We start from the raw sequence: 12275 nt of genomic DNA on the forward strand, positions 1-12275 counted from the left end.
GCGCGGTTTCGCCCCTCGGTTTTTGTCCACTCGAGGCCTAGTATCGCCCATGCGAAGCAAACGACTACAGCGCGAGATCGACGACCTCGTCGCCCAGGGCTGGCGGATCGAAGACGAGGATCGCGACCGCGTCGTGATGGTCAATCGAGAGTTCGGATCGCTCGCCTCACACGTCGTCGTGGCGCTGCTGACGTTCTGGTGGACGATGGGTCTCGGCAACGTCGTCTGGGGCGCGTACAACTACGTCTCGAACTCCCGGCGGCGAGTGCTCTGGGAGGACACCGCCGGCTGTCCCGACTGTGGCGCGGCCGTCTCCGCGGACGCCACGTACTGTCCCGACTGTGGGGCGTCACTCGAGGACCGCCCGCGGGACGGCCCAACAGCCGACGGTGGCGTGCTCTGTCCGGCCTGTGAGGCAGTCGTCTCCGAGGGGTCGCAGTACTGCCGTGTCTGTGGCGTGAAACTCTCGGATGTATCCACGCCGGAACGTTCTGAGAACGAATAGATACTCGTATCCAGCCCCAGCCCTAACACGGACCGTATGGACGAGCAGCCGGACATTCTCCTGACGAACGACGACGGGATCGACGCGCCGGGTCTTCGCGCGCTCTACGACGCGCTCACGGCGGTCGGATCGGTCACCGTCATCGCCCCGGATCGCAACCAGAGCGCGGTCGGTCGGTCGCTGTCGTACGGCCGCACGAGCACCGACAGCGAAGATTTCACGCTCGATCTCGAGGAGAGTTCCTTTACGTCGCCCGTTCCCCACACCGACCACGAACTCGGCTACGCCGTCAACGGCACCCCCTGTGACTGTGCGATCGTCGGCGTCAACGCCCTCGAGTCTCCTCCCGATCTCGTCGTCTCGGGCTGTAACGCCGGGGCGAACCTCGGGGCCTACGTCTTCTCGCGGTCGGGGACTGTCAGCGCCGCCATGGAGGCCGCATTTCTCGGCACGCCCTCGATCGCCGTCTCGATGGACACACTCGGCATGGACGGCGACCTCGAGCCTGCGGACTTCGAGCGGGCCGCCGAGATCGCCGCTACGCTGGCGGGCGAGACGCACGACACGGGCCTGTTCGATCGCGTCGACTACCTGAACGTCAACGTCCCGCGGCCGGATCAGGAGGGCAACGGCTTCGCGTTGACGCGGCCGACCGAAATCTATGAAATGGACGCCACCTTCGAAGACGGCGGCTTCCAGTTGACCAACCGCCTCTGGCAGCAGATGGCCAACCGCGACATCCCCGATCCCGAGGACACCGACCGTCACGCGCTGCTCGAGGGACAGGTCTCGGTCTCGCCGATGCGCGTCCCCCACGACGTCGTCGATACCGACGCGGTTCGCACCATTCTCGAGCGCGTGCTCTAACGCCCGTCTCGAGACGATCGAAAACACGTCAATTTTACACGCCCCACCCGAACTGGCGGTATGGAGTGTCGCCACTGCGCCTCGCCGCTCGAGAAACCCGGAGACTTCTGTCTGGTCTGTCGGGAGCAAAACACCGAGGCGATCGTCCTCGAGGCGGGTCGCGAGCGAGCGACGCTGACGATGCTCGCAGGCGAAGACAGTGACGATCCCGCGACAGCAGACCGCGACGACCCAGTACTGGGGGAGACGACGATCACGACGACGCCCGAAGACGGCGAAAACGAGGTCGTCGAACTGCGAAACTTCGCGGGGCTGATCGGCGACGAGATTCGACGCAAACGACCCGAAGAGGTGTACGCGGGCGGTGAACGGGACGTGATTCGGGCCGTTCGCGAGGACATCCACTACCCCTGCTACCGCGTCGACGACGCCGAGCCCGTCGACGCAGTGCTCGAGCGCCGCGGAAATCGCGCGCTCGACGTCGTCGAGACGCCGCCGGCCGAGAAGATCGGTGGCAGCCACACCACCCTCATCGGCGGTCGCACGGGGATGCAGGCGATCCACACCGTCGCCGACCATCCTCACGTCAAGAAAGTCATTCCGGGGCCGATCGACGCCGGCGGAAAGGGCTCACAGTCCGGCCTTCGCGCGAAGGTGACTCGCGCCGACGACGGCGGAAACGTTCGCATGCTCCTGCGAGACGGCTCGAGCGTGCAGGAAAACCGCGTCGTGACGACCGCCCGCGACCGGGAGATGGGCGAGATGATTCGGGACGATCTGAACGAGGTCCTGACCGACGCCGAGTTTCAGTAGCTGACGTTCGTGGCTGCGTGCTGATTACAGGGCGCGAAGGGACCGTGGCGAAGTTCTTTGTAACATTCTCGTGTGGTTTGCTGTATGGGTTCCCAGCTACTCAAAAAATCAGCGGTTGCAGGGGTTATTTCGCTCGCAATCACATTAGTTGTAACCTATATTGCTTCACTAATCTGGCCGACACCGTCGGAACTGTTTCTTGCTGTCGGGTTAGCTTCTTTCTTTTCCGCATTCGGGAGCGCGTACGGCGCACACAGGGAATACGTGAGTGATAGTTGATATAATAGCACACGGTGTGTGAACATCCTGCCATCCTGTATGTGTCTCTGTTCGGAATGGAACCACTGCATTCAGCACGCTGTTCTTGATAGGAGTGGATCGATTGCGGTCTCTGCCGGTATACTGTCCGTCCTTTCCACGAGTGTCACGAGTAGTTCTGAATAACGAAACCGTATTACCACCGATAGAAATCGACGGCTTGCTCGTGGATCGACTGCTGCCGAGATGACGGCTACTCGAGCGAGTGCCGTCGATCATGCCAGCATCTTAGTCGGTCGTTGACTCGTTCGTCGTGCCGTTGGCTGGCTCCGTCGGCTGATCGTCTGCAGGTGACTCTGCTGACGGGGCGTCCGCAGGTGGCTCCGGTTCTGCTGGCGGCGCTGGTTCGTCAGGCGACGCTGGTTCTTCTGGTGGCTCCGACTCTTCGGGTGGGGCAGGTTCCTCGGGCGGTTCTGGTTCTTCTGGTTGCTCCTCGGGCGTATCTTCGGGCGATTCGGGTTTTGTTTCGGATTCGATGACGGTCACCTGCGTTGTCGCCTCGTCGTCCTCGCTGCGGACCGTCACCTCGAGGTAGCCGACATCGCCGGACTGGGCCTGGTACGACAGCGTCACCGTTTCACTTGCGTCGCTCTCGAGGTCGACCTGCGTCGTGTCCACGACTTGCCCACCGACCTCGAGCGTAATCGCTTGCGACCCAGCAACGTCGCCGACGTTGTCGACGTCGGCTGTGACCGCGAGCGTCTCGCCCGCAGTGACGGGATCGATCGCCTCGAGGATGGTGACCGAAAATTCCGGCTCCAGCTCGAGATAGGTGCCGGCGGGCTCCGTTTCGGCCCGGAGCGTCTCGTCGTAGAGATACGACGAGAGGTCGATTTCCCAGACGAGTCGCTCGTCGTCGGATGCAGGCGTCCACTCGACGGTGAACGTGTGGGACCCGGGCTCGAGCGTAGGCGGTTCGTCCGGGGTCGTCCCGGCGACGAACGCGCCGCCGAAGAGGTCGAGGTCGTTCGGATTCTCGTAGCCGAACGTCACCGTCACGCTGTCGTCGTCCTCGGCCGTGACGTCCTCGAGTGCGATCGTGGGTCGCTCGGGCCGCCGTTCGTCGACGCAGTCGTTGGGGTTGCTTTCGCGGATTTCGTCCGGGCCGAACCAGTTGACGAAGACGGTCCCGATGGTCGAGCCGAAGCCGTCGTCTCGGAGCCCGACGACAACCTCGTCGTCGGTTCGGTCGAGGACACCCTCGTCCTCGCTGATCTGGAACCGAACCGTCCCGGAAAACGGGGCCTCGATTCCGTCGCCGACTGTGATCCCGGGATGGGCGTTGCCGACGCCCGCCGAATCGACGAAGAGGGTCTCGACGGTCAGGTCGTCGCCGGCTTCGAACGCACCGGAGACGGTGGCCTCCGTGCAGTCGACGAACTCGATTTCGGGGGCTTCGTCGGCTTCGTCATCGGTGCCGTAGACGAGAACCGACCGCTCGTCCGAGGCGACAGCGCTCTCGACGCGAACCGGGAACTCTTGGTCGTTCTCGACCAGCGCCGTTTCGAACGTCATCGTGACCGTCTCGCGCTCGCCCGACTCGAGTCGCATCGAGGCGGTGTCCACGACGGTCGGATCGTGACCGACGACGAACTCGAGGGTCTGTGTGATGGCGACCGCGCTCGCGTTTTCGATCTCGGCGGTCACCTCGAGAATCTCGCCGGAATCGACGGGATCGTTCGTCCCGGTGATCGTCACGCGCACGTCGACGTCGTCCGTGCCGATCACCTCGACGTCGCGGGCGGCTGCGTCGTCGTCGCTTTCGACCCGCACGGGGAACGTCTGGGTCCGCCGGACGAGCGCCGTTTCGAACTCGAGATCGACCATCTCGGTGTCGCCGCCGGCGACCGTCACCGTTTGGGCGTCGACCAGTTCGGGATCGTGGCCGACGATCAGTTCGATCTCCTGGGTCGTCTCCGACTCGGCGGTGTTCTCGAGCGTCGCCGTCACCTCGAGGACGTCGCCGGTCGTGACCGGGTCGTTCGTCTCGAGGTTCGTCACCGCAAGCGGCGGCTCGTCGACGTAGACGAAGACCGGGACCTCGTCCGAATCGCCCTCGGTTTCGATCCGAACCGGAAACCGCTGGGCGGTCTCGACAACGGCGGTCTCGTAGCCCATCGTGATCGTCTCGCTGTCGCCCGACTCGAGCGTCACCGTCGTCGTGTCGACCACGGTCGGATCGTGGCCGACGACGAACTGGAGTTCGCGGGTGAGCGCCGAGTCGTGGGGGTTCTCGACCTCGGCGGTCACCTCGAGAAACTCGCCCGTCCGGACCGGCGAATTCGTCTCGGTGATCGTCACGTCCAGTCCGATGTCGTCGGTGCCGATCACCTCGACGGTCCGTTCGTCGGCGCTGTCTTCGGTTTCGACCCGAACGGGGAACGTCTGGGTGCGCCTGACGACCGCCGTTTCGAACTCGAGGCCGACTGTCTCGACCTCGCCACCGCCGACAGTTACCGATTGGCTGTCGACGAGTTCGGGGTCGTGGCCGACGATCAACTCGACGTCCGTCGTCAGTTCGACGTCGGTCGTGTTCTCGACCGTCGCCGTTACCTCGAGCACCTCACCAGCGTCGACGGGGTCGTTCGTTCCGACGATCGAGACGGACAGCTCCGCGTCGGGGTCGCCGACGTCGTCGATCACCCACGGGCTGGTGGACGTGACGGATCCGTGCTCGTCGATCACCCAGGTGATGATCGGACAGCCGTGACAGCTACTCTCGAGGGCAAGCGTCGCGGTATCTTCGCTGCCGCTTACCGCCGTTTCGCCGAGGATGACGTCCGAATGCCCGAGCCACCAGACAACGCGCTCGAGTGCCCCGTCGGGGTGGGCAACGTCCAGTTCGAGTTCGATCGGCTCGCCTCGGGTGACCGAGAGCGCGTCGTCTGTCGGCCGTTTCCCGTCGATCGTCGGCGCCGCGGTGCCGGTTTCCGTTACGGTGATCGTCCACGTCGCTCGAGCGGGGTTGTCGTCGCCGACAGCGGCGGCGACCTCGTAGGTGCCAGCATCGTCGAACGTCGTCTGCCAGTAGTCGGCCCCGCGATGACCGTAGTACGTGCTGTGCCAGGGCCCCATCGACCAGCCGACGTACTCCCCGTCGACGAACCACTGCGTTCGGCCACCGTACTCCCCTAACGCGTCCGATTCGACCTCAAGCAGGACCGTAGTCCCCGGCTGTACCGATAGCTCCGGTTCCGGCGTCAACTGCGCGGGGGCCAACTCCTCGACGGCGAGCACGTCGACCGTGCGTTCGGCTGTGTTGCCGTCGGTTTCGAACCGGACCGTGACCTCGTCGTCTTCGCCGACTGGATACGTGCGGAAACTGAAGTCCTCGAGGGTTCGGGTCTCCCCGGGACCGATCGTCGGCTGGACGGTCGATCGATGCTCACCCTCGTAGAAGGCGTCGACGGCCGGACGTACCGTCGTCGTACCCGTGTTTTCGACCTCGATCGTCACCTCGAGCAACGACCCACCCTGGACGGGTGCGTTCGTCTCGAGGATTCGGACCTCGGTGACGCCGTCATCTTGGACGGCATGACCCCGCCTTGTGAGCCCCCGTTCGATCGCTTCCACGCTCCCCGTAAGTGTCACCGCCAGACCGCTCCCGGCGGCGAGGTAGGTTCGTCGCCGCATGTTGTCATATACCACGACAAACGATATAATGCATTGTTAGGGTGCTCTTGACCGTTATTCTTTGTGAGAAGACGGCTGCGAAAACGACGCGGGTGCGGGTCGCCAGACCACCGGTTCCGTTTCGGAGTGACACGACTGTGATCGGGTTCTGGTCGCTGTCGAAACTCGATGTCGAGTACAACGGTGCAAATACTGTCAGTATCCGATGGAAGTGACACTGTCTGCTGGTTGTCAGCCCCTTATCCGGGCGGTCGTAATTAGATGTAATTAGCTATGCTCGAGCGACCGGACGCCGTCCTGGCTACGATTCCGCTGCTTGCGGTGAGTGGACTCGTCGTTCGATCAGCCATCGCGGTGACGGGCGTCGCAACGGGGTTGCTCGCTGCGCCGCTCGCGCCCGTCGGCTATCTCGCTGCCCTCGCGTTCGTCTTCCGCGAGCTGCTCGTCGGGCCAGTCGCAAGGGAAGCCGAGGCCTAGACGGTCGTCGGAGCTTCCGTCGCGACTCAACAGGTTTAAGAATCCGCTGGGGATAGCTAGTCCTACTATGGCCAAGAAAGGAATAGTCGGTAGCGCGGGCCGCTTTGGCGCACGCTACGGTCGCGTTGCCCGACGTCGCGTCAGTGAGATCGAAGACGACATGCAGAACGCCGAGGTTGACGGAGACTCCGTCACCCGCGTCGGCACCGGTATCTGGAAGAACGAAGAGACCGGCGAAGTCTTCACCGGCGGTGCCTACCGCCCGGAGACGCCCGCCGGCCGCACCGTCAAGCGTTCGATCCGCGCTGCACTGGCAGAAGACGAATAACGACCACGGACACTGATTCAGTATGAGTTACAAATGCTCCCGCTGTAAGCGCGACGTCCAGATCGACGAGTACGGCGGCGTTCGCTGTCCGTACTGTGGTCACCGCGTGCTCTTAAAAGAGCGCAGCCGCGACGTCAAGGAAGTCGACGTTCAGTAACCGCGCGTGTCTTCTCACGACGCGACCCTCGAGTTCGAGTACGAGACGCCGTCTCGTGCACGGCTCGTCGCCGACAGCGTCCGCCGCGAGATCGGCGAGATCGACGACGACCGCTCCCAGACGACGATCGAGCGCCAGCAGTCGCTCGTCCGCATCTCCATTGAAGCCACGGACGTGATCGCGCTTCGTGCGGCGATCAACACCTGGTTTACGCTCGTCGACGTCGCCGAACGGACTGCCACTATCGGCGAGCGCACGCTCGAGTCCTCGTAAGCGAAGCGTCGCTCGAGTGACCTGACCGCGCCGTCGTCGCTGGTCGTCCCGACACGGTGGCAGTCGCCGGTTTGTGACTTTTCCTTCCGGTAGCCAAAGCAGCGGTATGGTCGCAGCAACCAGCACGCGATGGCGGCTTCTGGTATCGGGCGGCACAGTCGGCTTCGGCTTCGGTGCCGTCATCGACGCCATGATCTTCCACGTTACGCTCCAGACACATCATCTCCTGTCGGGATTTTACGATCCCTACAGTCTCGATGGATTGCGAACGAACGTCATGGTCGACGGACTGTTCTTGCTGGTCATGCTCGGCGTGATGGTCGCCGGTCTCGGCGGCCTCTGGCGAACCGTCAACGGGGCCGCCGAGCGGTTCTCGACGCGCTATCTCGTCGGCGCGGTCGTCGTCGGAATGGGGGTGTTCAACGTCATCGACGGCGTCGTCAGCCACTACGTGCTCGATATCCACAACGTCGTCCACGGCACCGAAGCGTGGAACCCACCCTGGGTCGCCATCAGCGTCCTCCTCCTCGTGGTCGGTCTGGGTGTGCTGTGGACCGCCGACGGCCACAGAGCGCCGTAATCATCGCGGGAGGGACCAATGAACGGCGCTACCGCCCTCGAGATCGACCGTCACCTCGTCGCGCTCGAGAAACGCCGTCTCGTACCCCTCGTGGCGGGCCACCTGCGGCGGGGTTTCGACAGTGATCGAGAGGGTGTCGCCGCGCTCGAGAACGCTCGGCTCGATCGGCGTGCGATAATGGTGGCCAATTCGGGGATCGATCGTCTCGGCGAGTTGCTCGGTGACGATCGGCTCGCTGTCTCGAGACACCGTCGTCGAAAGCGACGCGAACGGGAGCGGGTACCGATTGTGTCTCGTTCGCAGCGTCGCCGCCAGCGCAGGGGTCACCACTCCGTCCCGATTGCCGTCTTCGACGAGCGCGGTCGGAACCACGACGTCGCCGCTTCGCCCGACGCCGATCCGAGTCGCGCCGCTGGACTCGATCGTGGGACCGTGGACCGTGGCGTCCGCCATCGACTCGAGCGAACCCGGCTCACCCCGTCCCTCGTTCGCGTCGACCAGTCGGCGCTCGAGGTCCTCGATGTCGGCCGCGTCGTACTCGAACTCGAAATCGGCGCTAGTCGCCTCGCCTGTTCGGTCGGCGAGCGATCCGGTCGAGTCGGCAGTCGTCGGCCCGGTCCGAACCGTTACCGTGTACGTGCCGTCGCCCTCGAGGACGACGTTGTCGCCGTAGTGTGGCCCCATTCGCTGGGAGAGCATTGGCCAGAGCGAGCGCTCGTCGACGCGGTCGCCGTCGCCTGGTCCGTCGCGGTGTCGGATCGCCGTCGTCACCGGTACGGGGACGAACACCCCCGTGTCGGCGTCGTGGACGCTCACCATCAGGTGCAGCGCGTGTCGTGAACGGACGTCGGCGCGGCTTCGTTCGGTGCCAGCGACCGGCCAGAACGAGTGCGGACGGGTCGCCCGAACCGTGATCGAGCGCCCGTCCACGGTTGCCGTCCCGTAGCGCACCATACCGTCGACTTTCGGCGGGACGTAGATCCCCTCAGGCGGGTCGACGACGAGCTCGCGCCACGCATCCTCTCGCCGCAGGGTCTCGAGGCAGCCAGCCGACAGGGCGGTGAGTAGCGACCCGCCGGCTGCGAGTGCCGTTCGCCGTCGCATCACCGACTTCACGGTGGTCGACTGGATGAGTGATAGGGCTGCGCTTGCTGGGGCCTGCTGGTCGACGACAAAGCTTGGCTTTATCCGTCCGGAGGGCGACGGTCGAGATATGCAGGGTAATCTGCCGCCGGAAGCACAGGAGAAAATCGAACAGCTACAGGACCTTCAGGAGACCGCACAGACGGTTGCCGTCCAGAAACAGGAAGCCGAATCGAACCTCACCGAGGCCGAAAACGCCCTCGACGAACTCGAGAACATCGACGAAGAGACGCCGATGTACCGCAAGGTCGGCGAACTGCTCGTCGAGACGGAGTACGACGAGGCCGAAGCCGACCTCGAGGACAAGGTCGACTCCCTCGAAATCCGCGTTGAGACGCTCGAGAAACAGGAAGACCGCGTGCAGGAGCAGTTCGAGAGCCTGCAGGGCGAGCTCGAAGAGCTCCTCGGTGGCGGCATGGGCGGCGGCCCAAGCCCGGCAGGCGGCCCCGGCGCTGGCGGCGCATAAATGCCGACTGACGAGCCGACGGCCGACGACGTCGTTCAGACGGCGTCGGACGCTGCGGAAGGCTACGTCTTCTTGCAGTACAAACAGTCGGCGGTTCGCGATCTCGACGTCACTGTAACGTTCGAAGACGGCGTCCTCGAGGTCGACGTCTACCTCAACGCGCCCGACAGCGAGGACACGCCCGATGCCGAGCAGGTCGCCGACGACGCCGCGCTCGCAGCGCGAAACGCAGTCGACGAACTGTTCGGCGAGTAAGCGGTCCGGCCGACCGACGGCCATCCGTTTCGTTTTCGTGACGCCACGGCCCATGAGCGCGCCGCTCGCCAGTTCGAGCGACCGGTCGAACCGTGCTCCACAGCCGGGGTCGGCGAGTACGGTGTCCGCTCAGCGATCCGGTGCCAGCAACTCGATCGGGTGGGAAACGTCGCGCTCGAGCAGCGTCTCGAGTTGGTCGCCACACGATGTCCCGGAGGCGACGACGGTCTCCGCGCTCTCGAACTCCTGAGCCAGTCGGTTGCCGACATCCATACTCAGTTCGTAGTACTCCTGTTTGTAGCCGAAGCTGCCGGCCATGCCACAACACTCGACGCTCGAGGTCCGGGGTGCGTAGCCACAGCGCTCGAGCAGCGCCGTCGTCGGGGCCTCGAGGCCCAGCGTGCGCTGCTGGCAGTGGGAGTGGTAGGCGATCGGTTCGCCCTGGTCGTCGGTCCCGCCATCGGCGGTCGCAAGCGCGTCCGCATCGGTTCCATTCTCGAGGAGGCCGTAGACGTAGTGACACACCTCGTAGCTGTTGTCCCGGAGGCGTTCGAACGAGCGAGTGGGCAGCAAGCGCTCGTACTCGCGGTGAAACGCCGCCAGATCGGAAGGTTCGATGACGACGAGGTCGCGGCCGGCGTCGAGGTCCTCGGCGACGGCCCCGTAGAGGCGGCTGGCCTGTCGGTCCGCCGTGGCGATCATCCCCTGTGAGAGCGGTGCCCGGCCGCTTTCGGGTAGGTCGGGAACGCTGACCGGGACGCCGAGTGCCTCGAGCGTCCTGACAGCGGCTTTGCCGCGGTCGGTGTCGACGTAGTTCGTGTAGACGTCGGGGTAGAGGACGGCTTCGCGGCCGACGTCGGCCGCGTTGGCGTGGGACGCGGCGCGTTCGGCGCGGCGTCTCGAGGCCGCCACGCCGCCCTGGGCCTCGAACCAGTCGACGAGCGATTCCCGCTGGAAGGTCGGCAGATCGCGACGCCGGTCGATGCCGAGGGTTGACTCGAGCAGCGTACGGACAAGGCCAGTCTCGGCGAGCCAGTTCGAGACGGGTGCCGTCGCGGAGCCGAGTTTCGCGACCGTGCTAATGTTTCCGAAGAACCGTTTGCCAGAGTCGAGACCGCTCGTGTCAGTCTCGGCGTCGGGCGTCAGGCCGTCAACGAGGAAGTCGTACGACTCGGCGTCACCCTCGCGGTTAATCCGATCCTTGACGACGGTGTTGATCCACGGAATGTCGATTTTAACGGGGCAGGCATTGACACACTGCGAACAGCCGGTACAGAGGTCGTTAAACTCGGCGGCGCTGTCCTGGCCGTGGACGCCGGCCTCCCAGCCGGTCGCGATCCCGCCTGAATACGTCTCCCCGCCGAAGGCGTGGCCGCCGACGGACTGGAAGTTCACACACGAGTTCGAACAGGCCCCACACCGGACGCAGTACAGCGTCTCCCGGAGCTGGTCGTCCTCGCGCATGTCCAGCCGGCCGTTGTCGAGCAAGACGAGGTGGAACTCGCGGTCGGGTTCGGTGCCTGCGGACAACGCGTCTGCGTCCGTGCCCGCGATAGGGGCGTCTGGCGCGGCGAAATCCAGCGTCGGTGACGCGGTCGGCGGCGTCAACATTGTCACGTACTGGGAGATCGGCTGTCCCGTCGCGCTCTTGGCGATCAGATCGACGAACGGCTCGAGGTCCCGAACCGACGGGAGCAACTTCTCCACGCCGGCGATCGCGACGTGGGTGTCGGGCGTGACAGCACACTTGCGGGCGTTGCCCTCGTTCGTGACGAGTGCCATCGTCCCGGTTTCGGCGACGACGAAGTTCGCACCTGTGATCCCTACGTCGGCCTCGCGGATGCGCTCGCCGAGGTAGTCGCGGGCGAACTCGGTGAGTTGTGCGGCCGTCTCGAACTCCTCGTCGGGATCGAATCGCTCGGTGAACAGTTCGGCGATCTCCTCGCGGCTCAGGTGCATCGCCGGCCCGACGATGTGGGAGGGCGTATCGTCTGCGACTTGCAGGACCCACTCGCCGAGATCGGTCTCGTAGACGTCGATGCCATCGCGCTCGAGGGCCTCGTTGAGATCGATCTCCTCGGTGGTCATCGACTTCGATTTGACGACCGACGGGGCGTCTGCGACGTCGTCCCTGCCGTCCGCCCGATCGTCGACCACGTCCGCCACGTAGGCGTTCGCGTCCGCCGCGTCCTCTGCGACGTAGACCGTGCCGCCGTTCGCCTCGACCGCCTCGCGAACCGTCTCGAGCAACTCGGGAAGGCGATCGATCGCGTCCTCCTTGATCGCCCGGGCGTCCGTCCGCAGCGTCTCGATATCGTCGGTTTCGTCGTAGATTTGCGCCTGACGCGCGCTCATTGTGCTCGAGTGGGCGTGGACGGCCTCGCCTTCGGTCTCGAGGAGATGTCGAATCTGTGCGGCCGTTTCGTCCCGCGAGCGGGCTGGGTGGGCTCGCTCCGCCAT

At 64.8% G+C, this 12275-nt stretch carries 13 protein-coding genes; 10 read left to right on the forward strand and 3 right to left on the reverse strand.

Annotated features, from left to right (window positions below; all coding sequences use genetic code 11):
• The first annotated feature begins 49 nt into the window (after positions 1-49).
• The 3 genes from GCU68_RS13280 to GCU68_RS13290 are packed head-to-tail and all read left to right on the forward strand — an operon-like array spanning position 50 to position 2185.
• The gene (locus tag GCU68_RS13280; protein WP_152942369.1) at positions 50-505 is read left to right on the forward strand and encodes a zinc ribbon domain-containing protein; all 456 of its coding nucleotides are present in this window, start codon (positions 50-52) and stop codon (positions 503-505) included.
• A gap of 36 nt (positions 506-541) precedes the next feature.
• A complete protein-coding gene (gene surE, locus GCU68_RS13285; RefSeq protein WP_152942371.1) occupies positions 542-1372 on the forward strand; it encodes a 5'/3'-nucleotidase SurE in 831 nt (276 codons plus the stop codon).
• Positions 1373-1432: 60 nt separating this feature from the next.
• Positions 1433-2185 (forward strand): DUF2103 domain-containing protein, encoded by a 753-nt coding sequence (locus GCU68_RS13290; protein ID WP_152942373.1) that lies wholly within the window; start codon positions 1433-1435, stop codon positions 2183-2185.
• A 546-nt stretch (positions 2186-2731) separates the two neighbouring features.
• Here GCU68_RS13290 and GCU68_RS13295 read toward each other — a convergent pair.
• The gene (locus tag GCU68_RS13295; protein WP_152942375.1) at positions 2732-6136 is read right to left on the reverse strand and encodes a hypothetical protein; all 3405 of its coding nucleotides are present in this window, start codon (positions 6134-6136) and stop codon (positions 2732-2734) included.
• Positions 6137-6409: 273 nt separating this feature from the next.
• Here GCU68_RS13295 and GCU68_RS13300 point away from each other — a divergent pair, with 273 nt between their 5' ends.
• The 5 genes from GCU68_RS13300 (at position 6410) to GCU68_RS13320 (ending at position 7951) form a co-directional block, all read left to right on the forward strand.
• On the forward strand, positions 6410-6613 hold the full coding sequence (locus GCU68_RS13300; protein ID WP_152942377.1) for a hypothetical protein: 204 nt from the start codon (positions 6410-6412) through the stop codon (positions 6611-6613).
• Between the two features lie 67 nt (positions 6614-6680).
• Positions 6681-6941, forward strand: a complete 261-nt coding sequence (locus GCU68_RS13305; protein WP_152942379.1) for a 50S ribosomal protein L37ae — start codon at positions 6681-6683, stop codon at positions 6939-6941.
• A 22-nt stretch (positions 6942-6963) separates the two neighbouring features.
• A complete protein-coding gene (locus GCU68_RS13310; protein ID WP_008163634.1) occupies positions 6964-7098 on the forward strand; it encodes a DNA-directed RNA polymerase subunit P in 135 nt (44 codons plus the stop codon).
• 6 nt (positions 7099-7104) lie between these two features.
• Positions 7105-7371: a KEOPS complex subunit Pcc1 gene (locus tag GCU68_RS13315; RefSeq protein ID WP_152942381.1), complete on the forward strand. Its 267-nt coding sequence runs from the start codon at positions 7105-7107 to the stop codon at positions 7369-7371.
• A gap of 106 nt (positions 7372-7477) precedes the next feature.
• Positions 7478-7951, forward strand: a complete 474-nt coding sequence (locus GCU68_RS13320) for a DUF2243 domain-containing protein (RefSeq protein ID WP_152942383.1) — start codon at positions 7478-7480, stop codon at positions 7949-7951.
• On the opposite strand, the gene GCU68_RS13325 is transcribed toward GCU68_RS13320, so the two are convergent.
• Entirely contained in the window at positions 7952-9055 is a 1104-nt protein-coding gene (locus GCU68_RS13325) for an iron transporter (protein WP_152942385.1), read from the reverse strand.
• A gap of 109 nt (positions 9056-9164) precedes the next feature.
• On the opposite strand from GCU68_RS13325, the gene GCU68_RS13330 reads away from it, so the two are divergent.
• Positions 9165-9560 (forward strand): prefoldin subunit beta, encoded by a 396-nt coding sequence (locus GCU68_RS13330; protein ID WP_152943722.1) that lies wholly within the window; start codon positions 9165-9167, stop codon positions 9558-9560.
• Complete coding sequence (locus tag GCU68_RS13335; protein ID WP_152942387.1) at positions 9561-9815, forward strand: DUF3194 domain-containing protein; 255 nt, start codon at positions 9561-9563, stop codon at positions 9813-9815.
• A gap of 129 nt (positions 9816-9944) precedes the next feature.
• On the opposite strand, the gene GCU68_RS13340 is transcribed toward GCU68_RS13335, so the two are convergent.
• Entirely contained in the window at positions 9945-12275 is a 2331-nt protein-coding gene (locus tag GCU68_RS13340; protein ID WP_152942389.1) for an LUD domain-containing protein, read from the reverse strand.

Source organism: Natronorubrum aibiense, from assembly GCF_009392895.1.
Taxonomy (GTDB): domain Archaea; phylum Halobacteriota; class Halobacteria; order Halobacteriales; family Natrialbaceae; genus Natronorubrum; species Natronorubrum aibiense.

What these genes read in the sequence shown, in the direction of transcription:
- GCU68_RS13320 (WP_152942383.1), top strand. Translation starts at nt 7,478, where the DNA reads ATGGTCGCAGCAACCAGCACGCGATGGCGGCTTCTGGTATCGGGCGGC.
- GCU68_RS13305 (WP_152942379.1), top strand. Translation starts at nt 6,681, where the DNA reads ATGGCCAAGAAAGGAATAGTCGGTAGCGCGGGCCGCTTTGGCGCACGC.
- GCU68_RS13325 (WP_152942385.1), bottom strand. Translation starts at nt 9,055, where the DNA reads ATGCGACGGCGAACGGCACTCGCAGCCGGCGGGTCGCTACTCACCGCC.
- GCU68_RS13310 (WP_008163634.1), top strand. Translation starts at nt 6,964, where the DNA reads ATGAGTTACAAATGCTCCCGCTGTAAGCGCGACGTCCAGATCGACGAG.
- GCU68_RS13330 (WP_152943722.1), top strand. Translation starts at nt 9,165, where the DNA reads ATGCAGGGTAATCTGCCGCCGGAAGCACAGGAGAAAATCGAACAGCTA.
- GCU68_RS13335 (WP_152942387.1), top strand. Translation starts at nt 9,561, where the DNA reads ATGCCGACTGACGAGCCGACGGCCGACGACGTCGTTCAGACGGCGTCG.
- GCU68_RS13300 (WP_152942377.1), top strand. Translation starts at nt 6,410, where the DNA reads ATGCTCGAGCGACCGGACGCCGTCCTGGCTACGATTCCGCTGCTTGCG.
- GCU68_RS13295 (WP_152942375.1), bottom strand. Translation starts at nt 6,136, where the DNA reads ATGCGGCGACGAACCTACCTCGCCGCCGGGAGCGGTCTGGCGGTGACA.
- GCU68_RS13290 (WP_152942373.1), top strand. Translation starts at nt 1,433, where the DNA reads ATGGAGTGTCGCCACTGCGCCTCGCCGCTCGAGAAACCCGGAGACTTC.
- GCU68_RS13340 (WP_152942389.1), bottom strand. Translation starts at nt 12,275, where the DNA reads ATGGCGGAGCGAGCCCACCCAGCCCGCTCGCGGGACGAAACGGCCGCA.
- surE (WP_152942371.1), top strand. Translation starts at nt 542, where the DNA reads ATGGACGAGCAGCCGGACATTCTCCTGACGAACGACGACGGGATCGAC.
- GCU68_RS13280 (WP_152942369.1), top strand. Translation starts at nt 50, where the DNA reads ATGCGAAGCAAACGACTACAGCGCGAGATCGACGACCTCGTCGCCCAG.